16 protein-coding genes and 5 pseudogenes are annotated in these 21,500 nt (G+C 58.3%); 3 read left to right on the forward strand and 18 right to left on the reverse strand.

Annotation, left to right across the window (positions count from 1 at the left end):
- The coding region (locus NKI06_RS28495; RefSeq protein ID WP_352987770.1) for a TCP-1/cpn60 chaperonin family protein at positions 1-378 on the forward strand (378 nt) is incomplete at its 5' end.
- 1,236 nt (positions 379-1,614) lie between these two features.
- Here the strand turns inward: NKI06_RS28495 and NKI06_RS28505 are convergent.
- The 13 genes and pseudogenes from NKI06_RS28505 to NKI06_RS28565 form a co-directional block, all read right to left on the reverse strand.
- Positions 1,615-2,250: pseudogene (locus tag NKI06_RS28505) on the reverse strand (IS6 family transposase); the annotation flags it as partial.
- Positions 2,251-2,426: 176 nt separating this feature from the next.
- On the reverse strand, positions 2,427-3,113 hold the full coding sequence (locus NKI06_RS28510) for a response regulator (RefSeq protein ID WP_352987772.1): 687 nt from the start codon (positions 3,111-3,113) through the stop codon (positions 2,427-2,429).
- 717 nt (positions 3,114-3,830) lie between these two features.
- Positions 3,831-4,871, reverse strand: coding sequence for a P-type DNA transfer ATPase VirB11 (gene virB11, locus NKI06_RS28515; RefSeq protein WP_352987773.1), 1,041 nt, complete (start codon positions 4,869-4,871; stop codon positions 3,831-3,833).
- Entirely contained in the window at positions 4,855-5,994 is a 1,140-nt protein-coding gene (gene virB10, locus NKI06_RS28520; protein WP_352625576.1) for a type IV secretion system protein VirB10, read from the reverse strand. Before virB10 ends, virB11 begins: the two co-directional genes overlap by 17 nt.
- A complete protein-coding gene (locus NKI06_RS28525; protein ID WP_352987774.1) occupies positions 5,987-6,871 on the reverse strand; it encodes a TrbG/VirB9 family P-type conjugative transfer protein in 885 nt (294 codons plus the stop codon). The genes virB10 and NKI06_RS28525 overlap by 8 nt, the downstream gene beginning before the upstream one ends.
- Positions 6,868-7,581, reverse strand: coding sequence for a type IV secretion system protein VirB8 (locus tag NKI06_RS28530; protein WP_352987775.1), 714 nt, complete (start codon positions 7,579-7,581; stop codon positions 6,868-6,870). The genes NKI06_RS28525 and NKI06_RS28530 overlap by 4 nt, the downstream gene beginning before the upstream one ends.
- A complete protein-coding gene (locus NKI06_RS28535; RefSeq protein WP_081731114.1) occupies positions 7,578-7,736 on the reverse strand; it encodes a type IV secretion system lipoprotein VirB7 in 159 nt (52 codons plus the stop codon). Before NKI06_RS28535 ends, NKI06_RS28530 begins: the two co-directional genes overlap by 4 nt.
- 27 nt (positions 7,737-7,763) lie before the next feature.
- Positions 7,764-8,651 (reverse strand): type IV secretion system protein, encoded by an 888-nt coding sequence (locus tag NKI06_RS28540; protein WP_023762840.1) that lies wholly within the window; start codon positions 8,649-8,651, stop codon positions 7,764-7,766.
- Between the two features lie 58 nt (positions 8,652-8,709).
- Positions 8,710-9,393 carry a TrbJ/VirB5 family protein gene (locus tag NKI06_RS28545; RefSeq protein WP_023673704.1) on the reverse strand — a complete coding sequence of 228 codons (684 nt, stop codon included), beginning with the start codon at positions 9,391-9,393 and terminating at the stop codon, positions 8,710-8,712.
- A gap of 13 nt (positions 9,394-9,406) precedes the next feature.
- Positions 9,407-11,776, reverse strand: coding sequence for a type IV secretion/conjugal transfer ATPase VirB4 (gene virB4, locus NKI06_RS28550; RefSeq protein WP_352987776.1), 2,370 nt, complete (start codon positions 11,774-11,776; stop codon positions 9,407-9,409).
- Positions 11,776-12,102, reverse strand: coding sequence for a type IV secretion system protein VirB3 (locus tag NKI06_RS28555; protein ID WP_023679584.1), 327 nt, complete (start codon positions 12,100-12,102; stop codon positions 11,776-11,778). Before NKI06_RS28555 ends, virB4 begins: the two co-directional genes overlap by 1 nt.
- Positions 12,102-12,407 (reverse strand): pilin major subunit VirB2, encoded by a 306-nt coding sequence (gene virB2 / locus NKI06_RS28560; protein ID WP_023673707.1) that lies wholly within the window; start codon positions 12,405-12,407, stop codon positions 12,102-12,104. Before virB2 ends, NKI06_RS28555 begins: the two co-directional genes overlap by 1 nt.
- A 74-nt stretch (positions 12,408-12,481) precedes the next feature.
- Positions 12,482-13,267 carry a type IV secretion system lytic transglycosylase VirB1 gene (locus NKI06_RS28565; protein ID WP_352987777.1) on the reverse strand — a complete coding sequence of 262 codons (786 nt, stop codon included), beginning with the start codon at positions 13,265-13,267 and terminating at the stop codon, positions 12,482-12,484.
- A 1,290-nt stretch (positions 13,268-14,557) separates the two neighbouring features.
- Here NKI06_RS28565 and virG point away from each other — a divergent pair.
- Positions 14,558-15,283, forward strand: coding sequence for a two-component system response regulator VirG (gene virG, locus NKI06_RS28570; RefSeq protein WP_023685159.1), 726 nt, complete (start codon positions 14,558-14,560; stop codon positions 15,281-15,283).
- A 682-nt stretch (positions 15,284-15,965) separates the two neighbouring features.
- On the opposite strand, the gene virD4 is transcribed toward virG, so the two are convergent.
- From virD4 to NKI06_RS28585, 3 genes and pseudogenes are all read right to left on the reverse strand, one after another.
- The gene (gene virD4 / locus NKI06_RS28575) at positions 15,966-17,711 is read right to left on the reverse strand and encodes a type IV secretion system ATPase VirD4 (RefSeq protein ID WP_352987778.1); all 1,746 of its coding nucleotides are present in this window, start codon (positions 17,709-17,711) and stop codon (positions 15,966-15,968) included.
- A gap of 247 nt (positions 17,712-17,958) precedes the next feature.
- Positions 17,959-18,729 (reverse strand): hypothetical protein, encoded by a 771-nt coding sequence (locus tag NKI06_RS28580; protein ID WP_352594796.1) that lies wholly within the window; start codon positions 18,727-18,729, stop codon positions 17,959-17,961.
- 301 nt (positions 18,730-19,030) lie between these two features.
- Positions 19,031-19,324: pseudogene (locus NKI06_RS28585) on the reverse strand (integrase core domain-containing protein); the annotation flags it as partial.
- A 51-nt stretch (positions 19,325-19,375) separates the two neighbouring features.
- Between NKI06_RS28585 and NKI06_RS28590 the strand changes: the two are divergent.
- A pseudogene (locus tag NKI06_RS28590) lies at positions 19,376-20,759 on the forward strand (IS30 family transposase).
- A gap of 7 nt (positions 20,760-20,766) precedes the next feature.
- Here the strand turns inward: NKI06_RS28590 and NKI06_RS28595 are convergent.
- A pseudogene (locus NKI06_RS28595) lies at positions 20,767-21,058 on the reverse strand (transposase); the annotation flags it as partial.
- Positions 21,056-21,500 (reverse strand): annotated as a pseudogene (locus tag NKI06_RS28600) (transposase); the annotation flags it as partial. The pseudogenes NKI06_RS28600 and NKI06_RS28595, both read right to left, overlap by 3 nt.

A 21,500-nucleotide genomic window follows, 5' to 3' on the forward strand; every position in this document is an offset into this window, starting at 1 on the left:
GCCGACCAGGCTGCCGGCATCAACATCGTTCGTCGTGCACTGCAGGCTCCGGCCCGTCAGATCGCTTCGAACGCAGGTGCTGAAGCTTCGATCGTCGCCGGCAAGATCCTCGACAACAAGGGCGCGACCTACGGCTACAACGCCCAGACCGGCGAATATGGCGACATGATCGCCATGGGTATCGTCGATCCGGTCAAGGTCGTTCGCACTGCCCTCCAGGACGCGGCTTCGGTCGCCGGCCTGCTCGTCACCACCGAAGCCATGATCGCGGAGGCTCCCAAGAAGGAGTCTGCTGGCGGCGGCATGCCTGGCGGCATGGGCGGCGGCGGTATGGGCGGCATGGGCGGGATGGGCGGGATGGGCGGTATGGATTTTTAATCCAGCCCCTATCAACTTACAGCGGAAAGGGCGGCAGCAATGCCGCCCTTTCCTTGTGTGCCGAACATGATCGACACCTTGGAGTGCGTCCCGAGGATCTCGTTCGAGCCTCACCGCATGGTCGAGAATCAGGATCTTGTCCGATCGAGCAATTCGCGGGCTCAACCTGGTCAAACCGGCGCCCCCTACGAACTGCCCGATCCTTGAGGATTCCGCTGCGCGACAATCACGATGATTCATTCAGTTCGTAGCTATAGGCGGTGAATCATGAGGGGCATTGAGGAGCGTGGCAAGGCGCCCATCTCGGCTTTTAACTCCATCGAGCGTGATATCAGGGACAATTCTCTCATCGGAACCGGCGGCTGGCGTTGAAGGACCCGGTGAATCATCCTGTTCTATAGTGGAGCAGACGCGCTCTGAGCCTCAAGATCAAGCGTTTCCTCCTCTGAGTATCCTTGATCTGCCGCTGGACATTCTCGTTGATATTGCTGAGCGGCTCAGCCCGATGGATCTGCTGAGGATTTCGCACACAAATCAAGAGCTGCGTGTCGCCGCGATGATAGTCGCAACGCCTCAAGAAAGGCGGATTCAGGTTCAGGCCATCTGTGGCAGCCTTGCAACCGGGCTCCAGCAGCGCCTCGTCGTCGTGGCCGAGGGGCCTCGTGACCCCGACGACTGCGCTTCGGCCTTGTGGGGCCTCGGAGCGGGCGTGGCAGCGCTTGCACCCGAGCTCCAGCGGCGTCTCATCCTCCTCGCCGAAGGGCTTGAGCCCAGGTCTCAGACCATTGCCCTGGAGGGCCTCGGAGCAGGCGTGGGTGGCGGACATAGCAGCCTGTCCCATACCTATGAATACGTTTGGCTGATGCAGACCGATGGCTGCGCGTCGAAGCCGAAGCCGTCGAGTTCGCGGACAAACGTGAACTGCGCGATCTTGCTCGACATGAGCGTGTCGAGCTGGTCGCGGATCGCCGTCAACTTCAGCCGATCCAGGATTGCGATCAGCAGGTCATGATCTATGGTCGTCATCACCAGCTCCCTCCGGCCACCGCTTCGTACTCGGCGAGTGGCCGCAGCAAGGTGGCCGGGGGTGATCTTGATGCGCTCGGCGCGCACCGGCCCTTCGAAGCCGGCAACGCCGGCACAAGGCTCTGTCGCAAACCTGGAAATTGGGTTGTGAACGGCCATTTCGGCCTGTCCGTCAGGCAGCTGGATATCGAAACAGCGATCGACAGACTTGTAGGCATACCTCGCCTGTCGCTTGCCCATCATGTGGATCATCTCGATGCCGGAGAGGATAACCACGTCGTTCGCATGCGACTTGAAGCCGAGCATGGATCGAATGCGGCGCTTGATACGCCGGTGATCCTGTTCGATCCGATTGTTGAGATGCGGGCTATTACGGATGCCGGATCGGCTTCAGCGGTCGCCGCGATCGCTGCCGCAGCCGGCTTTCAGCGTCGCAGGAAAGGATTGCTTCGGTCTGGCTGCCGTCGATGACGATGCGCTCCGGCCGGCCATGGCGCGTCAGCGCCTTGCGGAGGAAGCGTTGGGCCGCCACCAGGTCACGGTTTTCGCTAAAGAAGAACTCGACCGTATCGCCGAGGATGTCGATAGCGCGGTAGAGATACCGCCGCGGACCTTGATGTACGTCTCGTCCAATGCCACTTGCTGCCGACCACACGCTTGCGCCGGTTGAAGCGCTCCAGCAGCTGCGGCGAGAAGTGGGCGACCCAGCGATGCACAGTGGAGTGGTCGACCTCCAACGCGTTCGGCCATCATCTCTTCCAGATCGCGCAGGCTCAGAGTGTAGGCCAGGTACCAGTGCACGCACAGCAGGATCACCGACTGGTCGAAATGGCGGCCCTTGAACATCACGTGCTCCTCCACAGCTGAGGCGTTTTCTTGCCATGCTCGCTTACAAAAAGGTTTGCGACAGAGCCGTTCGAACCGCATGCCGACACCATCGTCAAGGGCGGCCGCGGTGTCCATTATGGCCACAAGCTCAACCTGACGACGGGCAGGCAGTCTGTTCTTTCAATTTAGACCAACTATGCGGATGCCGCCTCAGTCAATTCAAGAATGTAACCAATGCCGCGCATGGTCGTGATACGTGGCGTTGCACCTGACCTACTCAGGTGTCCACGTAAGCGATAGATTCCGACTTCAAGCGCGTTGGCAGATACCTCGTCGTTGAACGAATAGAGGTGATCTTCCAACTGCGCACGAGGCACGATGCGGCCTGCACGGATAAGCAGATGCTCTAAAATACATAGTTCGCGGCGTGCGATCTTCAGAGGATGACCCAAGACGGAAACCTGTCGGCCGATCGGATCGAAATTGAGATTGCCAAATACAACGATGGGGTCGGTCACCTGTGTCGACCGGCGCAGAATGGCTCTCATTCTGGCGATGAGCTCATCGAAAGAGACGGGCTTGAGCAGAAAGTCGTCCGCGCCACCGTTGAAAATTGCAATCCGCTTCTCGAGATCGTTGATGCTACTCATAATGAGGGTTGGAACTGAATGCCCGTTGCTCCTTAGCTGTCTCAGCCAGCCCAAGCCATCGCCATCTGGCAGAGCCAACTCCAGCAGGAGAATTTCATAGGTTGCGCAACAAAATGCCCTCGACGCCTGTTCCAGGTTGCCAACTACATCAACGGCAAAACCGCTATCCCCGAGCGCAACTCGCACAGCGCGCGTAAGATCCACATGATCATCAATGAGCAGCGTTCGCATTTCACGTCCTATCAAGGTCGGACAGGTCACCGTCCGCTGTAAGACCGGGGCGACAGCGGAAGTCGCGCAACTCTTCGTAGTGTTCGTAACGCTCTTTCCGATGGGTGATCGCGGGAGCATGCAAGCCGCACGCCTGCAATAGTCGGGGATGGAACACGTGAAGACCTGTTGACGGGCTGAAACCGTCGGTCGGCCAGCCCACAATGCCACCGACTCTGCCTGCGATTTCTCTGCGCATCGATCCTCCTATGGGTTGCGTCGCAAACTCCAGCTGAGGTCGCAAGGGCAGGCTCGGCTTTGTTCATTGAGAGGACCCCCTGGAGGCAATACCAGGAGGATTCCCTATATGGCACTTCCCGATTTACCACCGGTCATTCCGAACCACGTTCGGCGGCTTTGAAGACATTCATTGAGCGCGGCTAGGTAAATCAAGGGTACGACCTGCCGGGTGTCGATGCCGCTTTTGAAGCAGGCATCGGCACCAGCTCGGTGAGCGTCGCCCGCGCAATTCAGCGGACGCGCTCGATACACCCAGTCGAATCGTGCCGCGACTTGCCGCGCCGACAGGGCGCCCGAAGACTTCAGACTTGTGACCGAAGGTCTACGCCCAGTCCTCCTCCCATTATCCACCTCCCTCAAATCAAAGTGGACGTTCAATCTGAACAAATTACGCCATCGTATCACAAACGACTTACCGATCCCCGACGTGCTCTAGCCTTAGTGCTTGTTAAGAAGGTCGGCTACTGTCTCTCCGCGTCGCCGCGCATCGGCGGCGAGCCACACCTCCCCCACCTCATACACGTCGCCGTGGGTACTGAACGGCACAATGACGTCAATGGCAGCCGACAGCAGGTCAAGAAGCGTGTGGTCTTCCACAGCAGCTCCTTGCGGGCTGCTCTTGACGAGTGAAAAGAGCTTTTTAAAGCCTTGGACCGGATCCGCCCCATGAATCGTTGATATTGATCCCGCATGGCCGGAGACGACTTCGCTAAGGTAGGCCCAAGCAGCATCATCGCGCATCTCGCCAAGCAATATTCGATCAGGGCGCATGCGCAAGCTGGCTTGCAACAGTTGCTCGGCTGTCACCGCACCTACGCTTGCTCGGTCCTTTGGATAGAGTAACCGGACATGGTTCTCGTGCGGGATTGCAAGTTCGAGCGTGTCCTCGATACTTATCAGCCTCTCTTGCGGGGGTATAGCGTTGATCAAAGTCTTGCTCATTGTCGTTTTGCCGCTTCCAGTAGGTCCGCAAAGTAGCATCGTGAGCCGCCCGCAAACGCATGCTCGCAAAAATTGCTCCAAGTCACCATGGTCGTAGTGCTGAAGAATCGTTTCGTCCTGCCGCTCTTGGCGCTCCTTTCGTGACCGCCATTGATTCCAACGCGAGTATTCGTAGCGAGAAGAAACTTCCTTGAGTTCGGTCACACGACTTGAGGGACGCCGTATCGTCAGGCTTATTGTTCCTGAGGGAACAGCGGGCGGCAAACAGATCTGCATCCGCTCTCCGTTCGGCAGCTCAGTCGCACAGAGGGGGCTTTGCGGTCCGACATCTTGCTTGCGCAGCGCTCCAGCGAGGATCGCGATGTCCTCCAGATCGTCATAAGATAGCGGTAGCGGATGTTTCGTGAAAACGCCGGCCTGTCGGACAAAGGCTTCCCCAGGCCGGTTGATAGCGACCTCTTCGGTCCTTGGCTCCTCAAGCCATTTCAAAACAGGGTTGAGAAGCAAACGCAATTGAGGGTCAGCCTCCGGTCGCATTGTTGTCTCTCCGGCGTTGGCGATGTTGGGGGGCTGGCGCCACGGCGATCGGTCTAAGATCGTATACATCTGAGAAATCGAGGTCCCGAGCCACAAAGATGGATACAGCATCTCCCTGGTTTTTCTTCAGAGTTGGCGGAACGTTGATCGTTGCTCTAAGGGTCGTGTCAACGGCTTGTCCGGCGTTGCTCTGGAAGCTGTTGATGCCGCTTCCTCCACCTGAGCTGCCAGCGTATTGACCGGCGGCCTGAAACGCGCCTTGAATGACGCTCATGAGCATTGCTCCGCCAAAGCGCTGCCAGAAGTGATTATCCACCGTGCCAGGCATTCCGGAGCGGCCGAGCTCGTCAGCGCCCGGCGACGCTAGCGAAACAAGGGCATGGTCAGGCGTTTCGATGCGCGTCCACAGCACGAAGACACGCGCATCCCCCTGTTGGAGACCACGCTGGATCTCGCCAATCACGGTCGTCCCGCGATCCAAAAGCACCACGTTGTTGGTGGCGCCGCGGACGTCTTTAGGTAAGACGCACTTCACATAACCCGGTAAATTTGTGTCGACTGCCGTTTGCAAAATGCAGGGAATTATCGTTCCTTGGGTAATCACGAGATCAGGGTGCGGCAAAAGTGTGGCCCGGCTTGGCTCCTGTATATCTGGCTTCAATCGCCCCGTCAGATCGCCAGCGTCTGAAATCTCATGCGAGGTCGCGGGAGCATCCCTATGGTTGTCTTCGCTCCGCTGACCGTCGTTGGGCATTTGACCGCTGCCACTGTAGGCGAAAATTGGTGTTTCCTCCGGCGGCGGATCAGCTGGCGCCGGAGGCGGCGTGGATGGCGCAGGATCTCCTGCCTGCGCCGCCTGTACGGGTGCTGGAGGTTCGGGAGCAATCTCAATCGGCACGGGGCGGAATGGCTCGGCGTCGGCGACAATTGGAGGTTTTGGCTGAGTTGGCTCGTCTTGTGTGCTGGGACGACCGCCGAGCCAGATGAGCGATAGAGATGAGATGAGAACAAGAGCAGCGACGGCCAACTTCTGCAATCCCGAAACATGCCGGCGGGCCGGCTCCGAGACCATCGATCCTGAGGCATGGACATCATGTCCCGACTGTGGGCCGGTTTCATTCATAGGCCGGGCCTTTCAAAACGCGCCACACGTCGGGTGTCACTGTACCGGTCCCTGGCGCTCGTCCCACAGGGTCATAAGCCCTGTTGAAAATGGACAAGACCGTATTGCCATCTCTCAGACGCCATTCCCGGGCGACTGCGGATACTTCAACATAGTCTCCTTTGACCGTGTAATTGGCAGCGGCTTCCTTGCCGTCGGGATTGATAATGTAGAGGGAGGGTATGCGGGAATTGCTTGCGAAGCCAAATACGGTGGTAAAGCCATTATCAAAAACTTCCAGCGGCGCCAGCGATCGATCACCCTTTGCGACGTAGTGAAAATTGCTTTCGTCCGGACTGGTAGTTGCGGCGGGCCGATTCAACAAATCCTGAACTCTCTCGTCGCGCAGCACTTTCGCCCGGGCCTGACCAAGAATCGAGCGCCTTTCTGCGTCCTTTCTCTGAGCAGCAGCCTCATCAGCAGGATAGGTGAACTGCACACTGTAGTATAGGTCAGGTTGCTGCTCATCGAGTTTTGGCATCGCTCTCGTTGAAATACTGAAGACGTATCTCCGTGTACCGGACTCACTCTCGGCCAGCACGATGACCGGCTGCGGCGGGAGCATCCGGCTAGCTTTAAAAAAGAGATAGTTGGCGCGCGGGAGCGCAGCCAGGTCTTTGCTGTTGGAAACGGCCACGGCTGCGACTGTCTCGTTGGCCGCGAATGTGACAACCAGCGTTGCACCCACTGCGGTAGACAGGCGCACCACTTCGTCAGGACGGTAAGCCAGGTAGCGCATGCGCGCATCATGCTTGCCGGCAAGTGGTGTGTCTTCCGCGGACGCTTGCATCGTTAAGAAGAGTGAACAGACCAGCGCGAGAAACGCTCTTTTTGTCATGGCTGCACATAGCCCATGTTCGATACGCTATCTTCCGAGCTTTGATAGGAAGTGATGAGTAGACCTCCCGGATTGGTGAGCCTCGATTGCCCAGGCAGACCCGTCAAGCGCTCGTAGCGGATGGTAGCTGTCCAGGTGGTCACTATCGGCATCTGCCCATCGACAACAAGCGTACGTTTGTAACGGATCTGTTGAACGTCCGGACTGATGTCGTTTGAAGAAATATGCCCGACCTCGAGCTTGCCGCGTTTGCCGACCGTGACTTGCGGCGAGGTGGGATTCGGATAGTTGAAGAAATCTTGATATTGCTGTCGCACAGCCGGCGCGCTGAAACTGGATACGAGGTCATAGGCGTATTGGGCTGTATCTGCTGTGTACCCCTCGCGCAGGCGTACATATTCCCACAGCGAAGCATTTATGACGGCTCGGTCTTGGGTTGCCGGCAGTCGAGAGACTGACACTTCGCTGTCGACGGTCCCATCCGGCCGGACCCAGAGGAACACAGGTACGAGCTTGGCCAACGGGACCATGGCAGCGATGGTAAATGCCTGGGCAACATTTCCTAGGACCGCCGCTGCGGCAAAGGCGATCAGGGCCTTTGACAGGCGCCGCGCAGACTTCGCTCGTGACGTTTGAAACGCTTCCACCTTCTTATAGTGGGCGGCTAGCGTTTCTCTCTCCACCAGAAGGGCATGTTCAGGAAATTTCACTTTGGCTCTTCCGCGCATTCGACCTGAAGATCCTCAGGGGTGGTTTCCCATTGTCCCACGTTCAGTTGGAATGGGGCACCCGCGCATGTCGCAAGCCCATGGCTCGTCTTGCAGGCGGCCAAAGCGAGGATTGACAGAAGTAGGCAATATTTCATGTTTTTGGCACCGAGCTTGTCGATTGATTAACCACCCGCCGTTTTGGCAAAGTGGCGATTGAGGCTGTTAAGAGGTCGGTTCGCACCTCCCCAAGAGCCGCCGGCGATGCTGCTGGCGATCGTCGGAAGCGCGACGATCAGAGCGTCACCAGCTAGGAAAAGCATGTCGAGCTCGTAAAGCCCGATGATCTTGGCTGCTGTCGTGCCCGAGAATTTGATCATCAAAAGCATGGCTGCCAGCGAGACTGCTTCGGCAGCGATTACTATCGTTGCAACGATGTTGAGGAGGAGAAGCAGCAGCCCGTACGAGAGCAGTTGGCCGATCCATCTGGTGGCTATGTCTCGAGTGTGATCAAAAAGGTAGCCTACAAGGACCAGGGGGCCGATCGTCAAGAGCACCTTCGTCAGAATTCCAACGGCATCGTAGATCTCGAACGCTGTCCACAGCGCGCCGTAGAAAATCCATTGCGCTCCCTCGAAAGCAAGTATGTCCTGGCCGTTCATAGGCCCAATTTCGGAAGCAATCAGCTGAAAGACATACTGGCTTGAAGCAAACATGAGATCGAGCTTCTGGGGGATTCCGATGAAGGGCAAGTCGCTGCCACTGATGTCGTGAGCCAGCCTCGGAATCGTGTCGTCGAAGAGCGCTTCAATGTACTGCTGATAGTTGGCCTGCCCTAAGATAAGGGCGACGACAATCGACACCATGATTACGCGCGAGATACCCCCGCGCGCATCGACTTGACCACGCATGACCAGACAGCCTTGGATTATTATCCAGAGCGTGACACACGCAACCAGAGGCGCACTGACCGCCGCTTGGACGTTTTCAAGCACTTTGTGCAGCCCGGACGTGAAGGCCCCATGAAAGATCGTGTGTATAGTCGTGAATGGCGCGGGAATTTTGAAATTCATGGCGTGAGCCTGATGTGTCCCTGATCAGCGCAGCTTAGCCTGATGAACTCTGTGTGGTTTACGGGAGGATGCTAAACATATTAGCGGTGTCCTGATGTTCGCGACGCTGCGTGGCGGCCTCCTCCACGGCGTGAAGGCTCCCTTGTGCAGTGGCCATTGTCAGCAGACTCGTGGCCTGGACATTTTGGATCATCGCATCGTGAATCTGCTTGAGGACCAGACCGTTGGTCACGGTGGCCTGCATAATATTTCCCGAGCGGGAAAGCTGACCAAGCGTGCCCGCATTATCCTTAAGGCGCTTGTCCATCATGCCCAAAGTGTCGGCTGCAATAGCTGCGGCATTGGCGGCCCCGGCGATTTGTCCCTGTAACAGTTTCGCTTCTGAATCGGTGCCGTTGACTATCCGATTTGGGTCCTTCGCAATGTTACGGGCCATAATCGAAGCTGGCGCCCGAGCATCAAACATCTGCTCCTCCAGCTTATTGCTCGACGGGTAGTGATTTCCTTGGTTCAGTGAGCTTAGCAGTCCCGTTACAGCGAATGACGACGTTAGAATTGTCACCATTTCAATCGTGGTAGCGAGCGTCTCGATTGACCTCTCAAGGATCGCCGCATTGGAAAGCGCTGTTAAGGTCGCTTGTGTTTCTGTTACAGGGTCGCTGACGATAAATTGCGAACGGGCCTGTCCGTGAAGCAGAAGGGAAGCAGCAAGGGTCGTTACTGCAAGTTTGGCAAATTTCATGAATATTCCTCCGTCAATCTTGAACTTCGTGGTACCGGGCCATGAACTTGTCGAGCCACCCACTTGGGGCGTCTCCGTGCTGGTTACGAAGCTGGTCGGCAAAGCGCACTGTGTTGGCCCGCCCCGAGAGTACGGCTACGTACTCGCGCATCTGCCCAAGATCGAATTCGCAAACAATACTCCCGCTATCGCGCTTGAGCAAAAACTTGCGGCTGCCGATTGCCATTCCCTGGCGGATTGCCTCGAACTCCTGCGCAGTGCACTTCAAGCCATCGACATACGCTGAGCGGTCCGCCGTCGGTGATGGGTAGAAAATTTTCGTCATACATTGCGCAACGAGACTAGCTCCGAGAGGCGATTCCAGAACGTGTTCAGGCTGCTGCGTTGCGAGTATCAACATGCCGTTGTTTTTGCGGACCGTGAGCAAGAACTTGTCGATAACGGCCGAGAATTGGGGGTTTAGTAGATAGAATCGAAATTCGTCGCAGCTCATGACGAACCGACGACCATCGACGATAGCGCCCACTCGATGCAGAAGGTATGCGGCGGCCGGTGCACAGACCTCCTCATATTCCAGGAGCTGCGTCATGTCGAAGCCCGTAATGGAGGCATCCAGCCTTACTTCGTCCACGTCGCCGTCAAAGGCCCATCCAAGCGCCCCCCCTCTACACCACCGCTGCAGCCGTGCTCCTGCGCCCTCGGAGGGGCTGTGCAATAGGAACTCGCGCAGGCCCGCAAGTGAGCGCATAGGGGGTTCGAACGAAAGCTGACGAACAATGCCGCGTTCCAGCCGACGGCTTTCCTCCGGCGAGATCGGACCACGGCCGTCACTCTCGATCAGGGCCATCAACCACTCGCGCAGAAAGTCCCGGGAGGCGGAGGTGTTGTCCAGTCCACGCAGAGGGGCCAAGCCGCTCGGAGCGCCTCTGCGCAACGCAAGATATGTCCCTCCCGTGGCTCGCACCAGCAGTTCACCACCCCGATCCTTGTCGAAGAAGACGATCGCACCATTGCGATCGACCAAGCTTTGCTCAAGCATCGCGAGGACAAAGGTCATCAGCGTCGTCTTGCCTTTGCCAACGGGCCCGAATATTGCCGTCATGCCGACGTCATTCTCATGGGGGATGTAGTCGAAAGAAGTTCCACCGTTTGTGCGAAAGCGCGCAACAGCATTGCCCCAGTGGCCGGAACTGGAACCGCTTGGGAAGTTCTCAAATGAGACGAGCCCGGCAAAATTGTGTGAGGTGATCGCCCCCGGGCGCGTGCGCCACCTGTTGTTCCCCGGAAGTTGGGACCAATATGCGGCCTCCATGCCGATGCCCTCTTGGACGATAACGGCGCCCGCGTCGGCCAGCCGTGCGCGGGCACTTGCTGCGCGATCTGCAAGGCTATTGAGGCTGTCGGCATAGACGCACAGGCTCAGATGATGCGAACCCATCACGAATTCGTTGCTTGCCAGTGCGTCCTCTGCCTCGGCAAGTTCATTGATCTGGGTGAGAGCCTTGTCGCCGGCACTCGTCATCTGGCTGGACTTAAGGCTTAGTTTGGCATGAGCTTGTGGGCGAGTGAGGAAGGAAAAGCTCTGGCTCAGGACAAGCGGGAAGTTGGCGGACAGCAAGGAATTTAGCATGCCCGGCCGCGTCGTCGCCGGATATTCACGGAACGAAAACAATGATCCGACGTAGCTATCCCCGGGCCTTCGAATCTCAAGCGCCCGCTTCCCGCAGATGACCTGGTCAGTGTAGATCGAGGCGCCAAGTGAGCCGGTAACCATCGGAACCGGAAGAAACCGGCAAGTCATCATGAGCCGAAGCGCCTCGCCGATTTCCGTGAAGAGCACGTTGCCTTTCTCACGAATGCCCAACCGGCGCAGACCGTAACCGCCGAGTGCGCCAGCAGTGATGTGCCAGAGGTCTTCCAGGCTCCGCATTTGGGTGGCTAGATCGTGCTCATTCCGTCTGCGGGACTTGGCAATCCGCAAGCCGATCTTGCCGATTGCGGTGCGGGGGGACACGATCAAAGTGAGGAAGTGATCGTTGCGAAAGAGCTTTCCCGACAGCACACGACGCTCGTAGGCCTCGCTCAGACTGCCAGCGAATGCACTTTGAAACTGGCGCGGCGCCGGCGCCGGCACATCGTTGTGTCTCACAAGATGAGCGTATATCGAGACATTGTCATCGGCGATGTTGCGCAAGAGAGTGTTGAACGCGCGGCAGCGCGAGTTGCGCATCTCAGCGTCTTCCAAATCAAAGGGCACACCGTTCACATGTGCCATGGCCATGATCGATCCGTCTTCCAGAAGGACAACCTGATCGCTTACGTGACCAACATACGGAAGGTAGATTTCGCCAGACCTCTCGGTCCGGCCGCTGGCGCCGAACATTACACCATTCCTCTTCCGCGTTTCGGCACTCTGATCGGGTTGGCGCTGACGCTTGCGCCTCCCCAGACCGGCCCGTCCACGCTTCTGCCGGCCGTCTGCAAATAGAGCAGCACGACGCTTGCCGCGTTATAGTCACGCTCAACAACCAGCCGTGCTCCGAACCAGAGTGGCGCGAGAACGATTTCGTAGAGCGGGTTCTGAAGGATAATGATAACAAGCCCAGCCAACATCATGAGCAATCCGGCCAGCGTCAGCGGCACCCCCAGAAACAGTGCGGGGCGCGTCGCCGCCACATAGAGGGTGCTCACTTCCAACCGGTCGCTCATCAGCCGCCGCCTATGAGCGCCTTGCCCAGGAAGCTGGCCCCGAACATGATGACGATCCCTCCAACGACACCCGCAACCAGGCCAAGTGAAGCACGACCGAACATCCAAGAGATACCGATGGCTACGAGCCCGAGCACGGCCAGTGATTGTCCAAAGGGGCCAAGTATGAACGTGCAGATATTCTGGACCATCTTGGCAGGATCCGTCCCTCCGGTCACCTGAGCCGCGGCTGGCCCGCTGTAGAAGACCGTCCACGCCGCGCCTGCAGCAGCGGCCGGTACATATTCAGCCGCCATGCGCAGCATGGAAAAAGGCGAAGGAACACGCGTTTTAAGCGCACGAAGTATCTTGAGTGGCGTCATCATTGCATCTCCATGTTTCAATCGAATACGAGTTTGTTCGGGTTCGCGGGTTCCCGTGCTTTCGCAGCCTGGCTGCCTGTCGGACCGGAGGGATCGGCCCCGGAGCGGTCTGGCTGATACGAGCCCCAAATGTCCCAAGAATCTTGGTTGGGCTGCTTCTTTCTATTGGCCTGTTGGCTCTGCTGGAGCAGAGGCGGCACGGCTTTCCGACCGGGTGCCTCAAGGTGCGGCACATCTCGAGCAGTCGGCTCCAGCGTTCGCTCAAGGAGACTTGAGATGTCCTTTGCGGCCGACTCGACCTTGCGTACATAACCGTTGGCGAAGCCACGCATGACGTCGCCCGTGTTATAGGCCGAGATGGCACGGCGAAGCGCCAGTTGCTGGGCCACAGCAGTGGTGCCGCCGGCATACCGGCTTTCAAGCAAGTGGGCGGCAGCCGAAAGCGAGGCGCAGGGCTCGAAAGCCCTTTCCGGCGTAAGATTGAGCATGGCAAAGTTCTTGCTGTTTATCTGCATCAATCCAACATCGACAGAATGTTGTGCTTCGAGGCGTTCCTTGATGCCCCGCGTGGCTTCCAGGTGGTCTATCCAGCGAAGCTGCTCACCTGTGGTGTTGTCATGAGCCACCAGCGTGTCAAAGCCACTTTCAATCTTGGCAATCGCGGCGAGGGTGGACGGCGCAACCCAGGGGGCGCATTTGCGCGACAGGCTGCGGAACTCACGCGGAGAAAGTGGCGCGGGCTCGGCTGGGAGTAACATGGATGTCAACAGGACGACGGCCAGCGGCCAAGCTGCAATAAACATTCCCTATCACCTACCTTTCCAAGCCGCCGGACGGGTTCTGGCCCTGTCCGGCACGCGCTTATCGGGGAGGTTTGTTACTGTGTGATGTTCAAGTTCAGCTTTTCGGTTTCAATTGAAGCAAAGACCGTGTTCGTATCAGCGTGGGTGAGCATCTTGCGCATGCGTGGGTGGCGCGGGCCCGATCAGCCAGCGACATCCGGAGCATCTTGGTACAATGACTCCTGTACAGGATTGCTCGTCCCGGCCGTCCGTTGCTCCTGGAGTGTGGGCCGCGACTTTGGCGTCATGGATGGTACTTCTGTCAGCGCCAAGCCAAGGACAAAATGGGGAGCTTGGCGGGCTTGTTCAGGCTCGGGATCACCGTGGGGAATCGACTAAGGCGATAAAGCGGCGCAACTTTGCCGGTATGCTGCCGGTCCTTAAAGAGCAGCCATGCGCGGCCCTGCACACTCAGATCATTGCTTGAGACGCGAGCTCGTCCGCGAAGCTGGCTCGAAGGCGCAAATCCGCGGCGGCGAGGGTCAACTGGGAAGACGTGGCGGCGCAGCCCATCCTGGTGCGAGCCTCGTTCAGCTGTTCGGCCGCCGCCGCCAAAGGGTGGATCATGCACAGTCCCATCGGCAGATAACCGCACGTCATTGACGGAGTCCGACGGCGCAATGGACAAGCATAGTGACACGCTCAAGATGGAGGAGTTGCAGTAACTGAGAAATGTTAGCCCGGACGTTCACCGCAACCGGCGACCTGCCGGTCGCCGAACAGCATTTGAGGCCGCCGGCCAGCTTGGACGAAGCCGGCTTGGCAGGAGACACACTATTTTGCACAAGGCCGCTGCAGCGAATCACGGTCTTCTTCCGCCGACCGCCTCTCCGATCAAGCCAAACGCCGCGCTGCTCAACCATGTCCGAGCTGGATCCACGAGCCGGAGGATATCGAGATGATCCAGATCCGCAAACTCCAGGATGACCAGGATGCAAGGGCATAGCAGGAAACTTGGCATCCATGAGGTCGAACTTGAGTGATATTGGCAGGCCTGCACCAACGGGGGAGCTCGAAGCGAAAAAGCGAAGGACCACACGGCAGGATCATGTCGGCGCTTGGACCTGTCTGGTGGCCACGGGCTGCCTTGGTGCGGTCAATTCGCTGGGGATGAAAAGAACAGGACGAGCACGGCCTCACATTGGCCGCACGCAACGGCGAGTGGTATCAAGGAGCAGCTGTTCTGGGTCGGTGCCCCAGGGTTGCTCGGCAACAGGTTTAACAAGGGGATTCAAGATTGAAGGTGTGCCGTTGAAACATGTTCTTGTCATTGACGATGATGCCGCAATGCGGCGCCTCATCGCCGAGTATCTCACGATGCATGCCCTGAAGGTAACCGCAGTCCACGATAGCAAGCAGTTTGACTATGTTCTTTCACGTGAGCCAGTCGATCTCGTGGTTGTCGACCTTAACCTAGGCCGGGAGGATGGACTTGCGATCGTCCGCAATCTGGCGACAAAATCGGATGTTCCTATCATAGTGATCAGCGGCGACCGGCTTGATGAGGCGGAAAAAGTGGTTGCACTGGAGCTCGGCGCAACCGATTTCATTCCCAAGCCTTTCGGGATGCGCGAATTCTTGGCCCGCATTCGAGTAGCGCTACGCCAGCGCATTTCTAGTCCGCGAACCAGAGAGCAGCGCTCATTTCGCTTTGGGGCCTGGAAGCTCAGCGTGAAGCAGCGGCGACTGATCTGTGCGGAGCGTGGCGAGGTCAAGCTTACCGCATGTGAGTTCAATCTCTTGATCGCATTTCTGGAGAACCCCCGCAACGTGCTATCCAGAGAACGGCTTTTGCTCGCGAGCCGTGTGCGTGGAGAAGAAGTGTACGATCGAAGTATCGATGTCCTAATCATGCGCTTGCGCCGAAAGCTGGAGGCTGATGCGGCCAACCCTCGCCTGGTCAAAACATCCCGTGGCGCAGGGTACTTCTTCAACGCTGACGTAGATGTTAGCTACGGAGGCACGTTGGCCGCGTGACAGTGAGCTATGCTGGAGATTGGGGTGACGAGGCTGATCAAGCCTTCCAACAGTACCAGCCTGATCAATTACGGCGAGAGCTACCGGTCCGGAGATCGCATCAGCCCCTCTCTGCATATGCACGCGGCGCCTGAATTGCCGATTTCGCTCAGCTGCTGCTGAATGGCGACGGCTTGCGGCGCATTCAGGGCCCTCTGCGTCTCCGCTGGCCACAACAGCGCTGGTGAATGTTCATTGTTGGAACGACTCACTCGGAGGTGGTTGCCCTGGTCAAGCTCATCCGGCGAAGGGCGGATCTGCTGTTGGCTGGCAGCCAAGACTGGGGGCGGCGGCCCGAACTCCGGCGTCCCAGAGCTTGCGAAAGCCTCCGACACGCTTCTGTTGAGGTCATCCCGTCCATCGGGCATCCCTGGGTTGCTGAAAAAAGATGAGGCGGCTTGATGATCCTGCCCTCGCTGAAGCACCTCGCGAGACCCCCTGTTCCAGTCGCAGAAGCTCCTCTGGATTGGTTGGCGGCTCGTCAGCTCGACCATCGAATAGCGGCCGGAGCGCCTCGGACACGTGCTGCTCAAAGCCCACTCGCCGGGCTTGGCCCGCTTGCCCCTCTTCCAAGCCGGGTCCTGCACCTGCGACAAAGCTGTTACACGGGATGGATTTTTTCGCGGGGTCCACACCAGCCTCATCAAACTGTATCGGCAAAGTCCTGCGCCAATTCACACTGCGGGTCATCGAGTTGAGATTCTAGGGAGAGCGCCTCCTCTGCTCCCGTCAAGGGCGCCGGCTCCGGGAGGGCGCCTGTCTGGCTTTCAAAGATGCGTTTCAGAATGCGATCCGAGAAATAACGCACCTTCCTCAATTTTAATGGTGGCAGACCTTTGATAAGAACAATCTCGTAGTCGTCATCGAGCAGCCGAACCTGTTCGGGACGCAATAGCGGTGCACCTTGATGTGAATTCTGAATGGTCCAGTCGAACGTTCGCGCCTGGCTGTGGGAAATCGATTTGGCTTCAAACGTGTATTCACCGATGGCCTTGGAAATGTAGTTCGGAGTCTCGTCATCAGCCGTGGCCATGAACACTTGCAGTCCGGTATTGCTGAGAAAATTCTGCTTGCCAGCCTCTCCATAAGCCCCCGTCAGTGCCGAAAGGCTTTGGATGATGAGCATGAAACGCCCCTTGTAGCCCGCGATAGTCGTGATTGCGGTCTCGATCGCCTCCAGCTTACCCAAGTGCTTGAACTCGTCGAGCAGGAAGAGAACCTCGTGCTTTTCATCCCGACGGGCCAGCGACCGCTGCAGAATTGAAACGATTTGCTGAAAAAACAAACGTATCAAAGGCGCGATCACCTCAAGGTCGTTCGGACCAACGCAAAGATAGATGCACGTTCTGCGACGGCGAAGATCATAGACCGAAAAGTCCGAGCGACTTGTGGCCGCCTTTACAGCGGGATCCGCCCACAGGTTGAGCCCGCCATCGCCGAGCACGGAAGTGTAGGAGGTTAGGATTTTCGTATCGTTCCCCGCCATGTCGTCGAAGATGCGTTGTGCCTCTTTGTTCTGGGTCTCCATGGCGAGTCGCGCGAAGAGCTTAAACTTCTCCCCCGGCTGGGCGAAGAGGTCATAGACGGCGCCGATTGTTGGCGTGCCCCGCTCGATGCAGGCAAGGATTCCCGCGACAAAGATATCTCGCGCGCCGCTGACGAAACCTTCCGCGCCCTCCCCCTTGGCCGTAATCAGGTTTGCGGCCAAGCGGCGGGCTTCGGTGAATTGCTGCTGTGGAGGCAACGCTATAAGATCCAACAGCGGATTGTAGCAGTTTGTGCGCCGCTCCGAATCCAGCGGCGCGAATTTAAACACGTCGTCACCTGCGGCTTTGCGCGCCCTCGAGGTGAGCTCAAAGAGCTCCCCCTTGACGTCCAGAGCTATCACCGAGCCTTTGAATGTAAGTAGCGTTGGAATGACTATGCCGACGCCCTTGCCAGCGCGGGTCGGTGCAACGATGAGGCTGTGAGGCTGCTCGCCATTGGTCAGGTAGTAGCCAGGCCAGAAAGGGCCACTTGTCTTCCCAAACACCGGCCCTGTCACGCCGCGGTATCGTCGCAGATATCCCGTGCGTCGCATTTCATCCACGCGAGCCCAACGAGCCGTCCCGTGGTGTTCGAGCTTGCGGCGCAATACGATCTGCTGAATCAGCAAGACGACCGCGGACGTCGAGAGCACGATAGCCGCGCCCCGATAGAAAACGGGGGTTGCGAAACCCAAATAGAAGGGCGTCTCAAACCAAAAGGCACGGACATCAAACGCCATCAGAGCCTCGCCGCTACCGCCGTGGCGGAAGGTTGCGTAAAGACTTGCCGCACAGAAGCCCACGGCGAGTGAGCACGCGATGCTAATGGCCAAGTTGGGGGGCGTCGTTTTTGTTGAAAGCATTGTTCCATTGCCGGATTAGCCGTAGCTAATGCTGCGCGTGCTTCAGAGACCGAACCGGCGTCGCGCGATGTCGCCGCTCGACAGATCGATGCCGCAGCGGGTGGTGCGATGCTTGCAGCGCATCACCCGGCAGACGTGATTTTTGAAAGTTACACTAAGCAGGCACCTCAACGGCCAGCGAATTGGAAACGGCAAGGCCGTAAACGGAATTCGGGAGAGAAAGCGTCACTGTACCATGGCCGAGACCTCAACGGCCGGAGCGATCTCTGCTTCTGGTGGCCTCCATTAGGTCCTCTCGGGCGTGATTGTAGGTGTGGCTTATGGACTGCCCGACTTGAGCACCCCGCTGCAGCTGTTCATAGGAGGTTTGCGGGCTTACTGTATCACGGACTGCAGCCTCAATACCTGCTATGTGGCCGTCCAGATTCGCACTCCGTTCCTCTGCTGCATGCTGCGGCGGCGGCATGTGTGGCAAGATGTGTTGCATGCCGGGAACTGAGTGAGCTTGGGCCTGTTGATTTGCGTCGAACTGGTGATACGCGTTGAGAATAGCATTGGATGCTGTCAACTTGACATTGACATCCGGATCAGAAGCCAATCCAATGGCCTGATCAAGAATGCGAGATTTATTTTCGTCATTAAACTTACTGAAGTGTGGCGCAACGTAAAGAGCTCCGAGAGCTTGCGACGACGGCTCCATGTTGCCAATGCGATTAACAATAGCATCTTGCATCCCTGGCGTTAGGTAATGGCATACATTACTGACCGCTCTGACTTGCTGCAACGCTACGTCATCCGGGGTGTACCCCAATCCGGCTGTTAATTTCTCGGCCAGATCGATGGCTGATCGTCCAAGCTGATTGGCCCGCCTTTCAAATCTCGCGAGGTCAGTTTCTGGCCCGGCTTGAGTGCCCCGAACGGCTGTTCGCTCGTGCGTCCCGAGGCCTTTGAAGCCCCCAAGATTTCGCGCTGTATCGCGCGGGTTAGCGGTTACCAGCCGTTCTGCAACATCGCTCAATGGCCCCTCTGGAACGTCACGGAGGCTACTGCTCCCCACGCCTTGAGATGATCTTGCAGCTGCGCGTGCCCGTTTGCTATCGCGATCCATTGCTCGCCTCCAAAGTAGTTATTCTACCCAATGAGGGTACCACCGAAGCTTGACCTGCTAAACCGATATGATGTTACAGTTGTAGTATGGCAAAGGGTTCCCAGCTCTGTGGGTCTGCCAAGAGCCCGTCTAAGACGAAGAAAATACGATGAAGTTGGCATCAAATGCGATGTGAACCGCCCCGGGCTTTTCGGAGGCCGTTTCGTTTGAGTCACGCGGCTATGGCTGGTTCATCCAACATGGCGTAGTAGCGTTCCTCGGCTTCGGCCGGCGGGATGTTGCCGATGGGCTCCAGCAGCCGGCGATTGTTGAAGCAGTCGACCCATTCGAGCGTGGCGAACTCGACGGCCTCGAATGAGCGCCAGGGTCCGCGTCGATGGATCACCTCGGCCTTGTAAAGCCCGTTCATCGTTTCGGCGAGAGCATTATCGAAAGAGTCGCCGACACTGCCCACCGAGGGTTCGACGCCGGCCTCCGCCAAGCGCTCGGTGTATCGAATGCTGACTATTGGGCGGATTCAACCGGTCGTCGCAACACCAAGGGATTGGAGGTTGCAATGACGGTTCACCAACGCGCTTCAGATCGGTGCACTCGAAAGAAGCTAGATTCGCCCGGGCGTCCGCCTGCCTGACAGCGTGAGAATCGCTTCCGGTTCTGGCAAGCTATTGCCTTGGGACGTTCGAACGAGGAGGCCGCACTGGATGCCGGTATATCAACGCCTCTTGGTCCGCGCTGGTTTCGGAGTGCAGGAGGGATGCCGCCAATGCATTTGGCGCGTGGGCGAAGCCGCCTTCGGGGCGATATCCTTCTTTCGGGAGCGCGAGGATATTGCGCTTGAGCTTGCCGGGGAATCGGCATCCGGGCCATTGCGCTAAGCTAGGTCGGCCGCCGAGCACAATCTCGCGGGAGGTCAGGCGCAATGCCGCGACGCGCAGCGGCAATCTGGATTACCGGGCCAGTGCCGCCCGATGGCACGCCGATCGTGCGTCCCGGCGGCCTCCTGGCAAGCTGGCGGTCAATCCGGCTCTGCGTGAATGGCCAGCAAAGTCACCAACCCGCATGGCGCCTCATTCGAGGGCCCCAAGGTGGGTATGGAAAATGCGGAGGGCTGTTCACCGGCAGAGCCGGAGGTGGTCGGCAGCCCTGGAGCCCCGAGCAGATCGCTAAATCGGTCTTCAGATCGATTATCCAGAGGATCAAACCATGCGGATCAGCCACGAGACGATCTATCAGTCCTTGTACATTCAAGGACGCGGAGCATTGCGCCGAGAACTGACCGCATGTCTGCGTTCAGGCCGAGCGTTGCGCGTACCGCGCGAACGGGCCCGAGTGCGCAACAAGTCCTTCATTGGAGACGCCGTTATCATAAGCGACCGTCCGGCCGAAATTGCCGATCGGGCTGTCCCCGGACATTGGGAAGGCGACCTCATCCTTTCGGAAACTCGGCGATCGGCACGCTCGCGGAACGAAGTTCACGCTTCACAATGCTGCTTCACCTGCCGCGCATGCATGGCTTTCAGCAGAGCCTGCGCATCAAGAACGGTCCCACCACTTGCCGGCCACGGCGCTGAAGCAGTCCGCAGAGCCATAGCCCGATCCATGGACAAACTTCCCGAGCAACTGCGTCAGTCGCTGACTTGGGATCAGGGAGCGGAAATGGCGCAGCACGCCGACCTGCGCATCGACACCGGGCTCGAGATTTACTTCTGCGATCCCCAAGCCCGTGGCAGCGAGACTCCAACGAAAACACCAACGGCTTGCTGAGACAGTACTTTCCAAAGGGCACGGATCTCAGTCGGCACACAGCCCGGGAACTGGACGCAGTCGCCCATGCTATCAACACAAGACCGCGCAAAACGCTCGGCTGTAAAACACCTGCCGAAGTCCTCGACCAGTTCCTTGGGGGACAGTATGATGCCGGTGTTGCGACGACCGGTTGAATCCGCCTTGGCTGCCTCTATCGCTGTGATGGATGAGCCTGCCCCCCCTGCGCGGGCCGCCGATCATGGAGAGCCTGTTCCAGAGCGTCCAGAACGAAGCTGGCATGAGCCGTCCGGCTCACCCGCCAGCCGACGATCCTTCGCGCATAGGTGTCGGTGACAAAGGCGACATAGACGGAGCCCGTCCAGGTCGCGACGTAGGTGAAGTCGGAGACCCACAGCATATGATCGAGAGGGCAAGGTGCGGCCTTGTCGCTCACCGTGGTGCGGATCGGCTTGCCGCGGATGATGCCCTCAATATAGCGGTTGGCCTCCATCCAGTTTTCGTTGGTTTCGACGGCCAGCGCCCTGACCAGGCGCAGGCAGCTTTCGGCGTTCGGGAAGATGCGCACGACATAGGTGCGCCGGCGGATTTCCTCGTTGAGCCGTTCAAGCATGTTGGTGGACTTGAGGTGCTTGTGATGCTGACGCGGCAGCCGGAAGAAAGTCAGCGTCTGTTCTATGGCTTCTTCCGCCCAGGTGGTCAGCCGCGGGTAGCGGGCGGACCCTTTGGACAGCCACGCGGCTCGGTGGAGAAGTGACCCGCCCGGTCCTGTGGAACCCGCAGCTCAAGCTTGCCCACCCGGGTGACCAGGGTGCGGCCGTCGTAACCCGAGCGATACCCAAGGCGCTCAGGCGTGCGTTCGCCCTTCGAAGCACCCAGCGCCTCCTCCATCTCGGCCTCGAGAACCTCCTGCATTA

Source organism: Mesorhizobium sp. M0772 (assembly GCF_040320135.1).
Lineage (GTDB): Bacteria > Pseudomonadota > Alphaproteobacteria > Rhizobiales > Rhizobiaceae > Mesorhizobium.

What these genes read in the sequence shown, in the direction of transcription:
- virB2 (WP_023673707.1), bottom strand. Translation starts at nt 12,407, where the DNA reads ATGCTGCGCATGGCGGCTGAATATGTACCGGCCGCTGCTGCAGGCGCG.
- NKI06_RS28555 (WP_023679584.1), bottom strand. Translation starts at nt 12,102, where the DNA reads ATGAGCGACCGGTTGGAAGTGAGCACCCTCTATGTGGCGGCGACGCGC.
- virD4 (WP_352987778.1), bottom strand. Translation starts at nt 17,711, where the DNA reads ATGCTTTCAACAAAAACGACGCCCCCCAACTTGGCCATTAGCATCGCG.
- NKI06_RS28525 (WP_352987774.1), bottom strand. Translation starts at nt 6,871, where the DNA reads ATGACAAAAAGAGCGTTTCTCGCGCTGGTCTGTTCACTCTTCTTAACG.
- virB10 (WP_352625576.1), bottom strand. Translation starts at nt 5,994, where the DNA reads ATGAATGAAACCGGCCCACAGTCGGGACATGATGTCCATGCCTCAGGA.
- virB4 (WP_352987776.1), bottom strand. Translation starts at nt 11,776, where the DNA reads ATGTTCGGCGCCAGCGGCCGGACCGAGAGGTCTGGCGAAATCTACCTT.
- NKI06_RS28535 (WP_081731114.1), bottom strand. Translation starts at nt 7,736, where the DNA reads ATGAAATATTGCCTACTTCTGTCAATCCTCGCTTTGGCCGCCTGCAAG.
- NKI06_RS28540 (WP_023762840.1), bottom strand. Translation starts at nt 8,651, where the DNA reads ATGAATTTCAAAATTCCCGCGCCATTCACGACTATACACACGATCTTT.
- NKI06_RS28510 (WP_352987772.1), bottom strand. Translation starts at nt 3,113, where the DNA reads ATGCGAACGCTGCTCATTGATGATCATGTGGATCTTACGCGCGCTGTG.
- virB11 (WP_352987773.1), bottom strand. Translation starts at nt 4,871, where the DNA reads ATGCGACCGGAGGCTGACCCTCAATTGCGTTTGCTTCTCAACCCTGTT.
- NKI06_RS28545 (WP_023673704.1), bottom strand. Translation starts at nt 9,393, where the DNA reads ATGAAATTTGCCAAACTTGCAGTAACGACCCTTGCTGCTTCCCTTCTG.
- NKI06_RS28565 (WP_352987777.1), bottom strand. Translation starts at nt 13,267, where the DNA reads ATGTTTATTGCAGCTTGGCCGCTGGCCGTCGTCCTGTTGACATCCATG.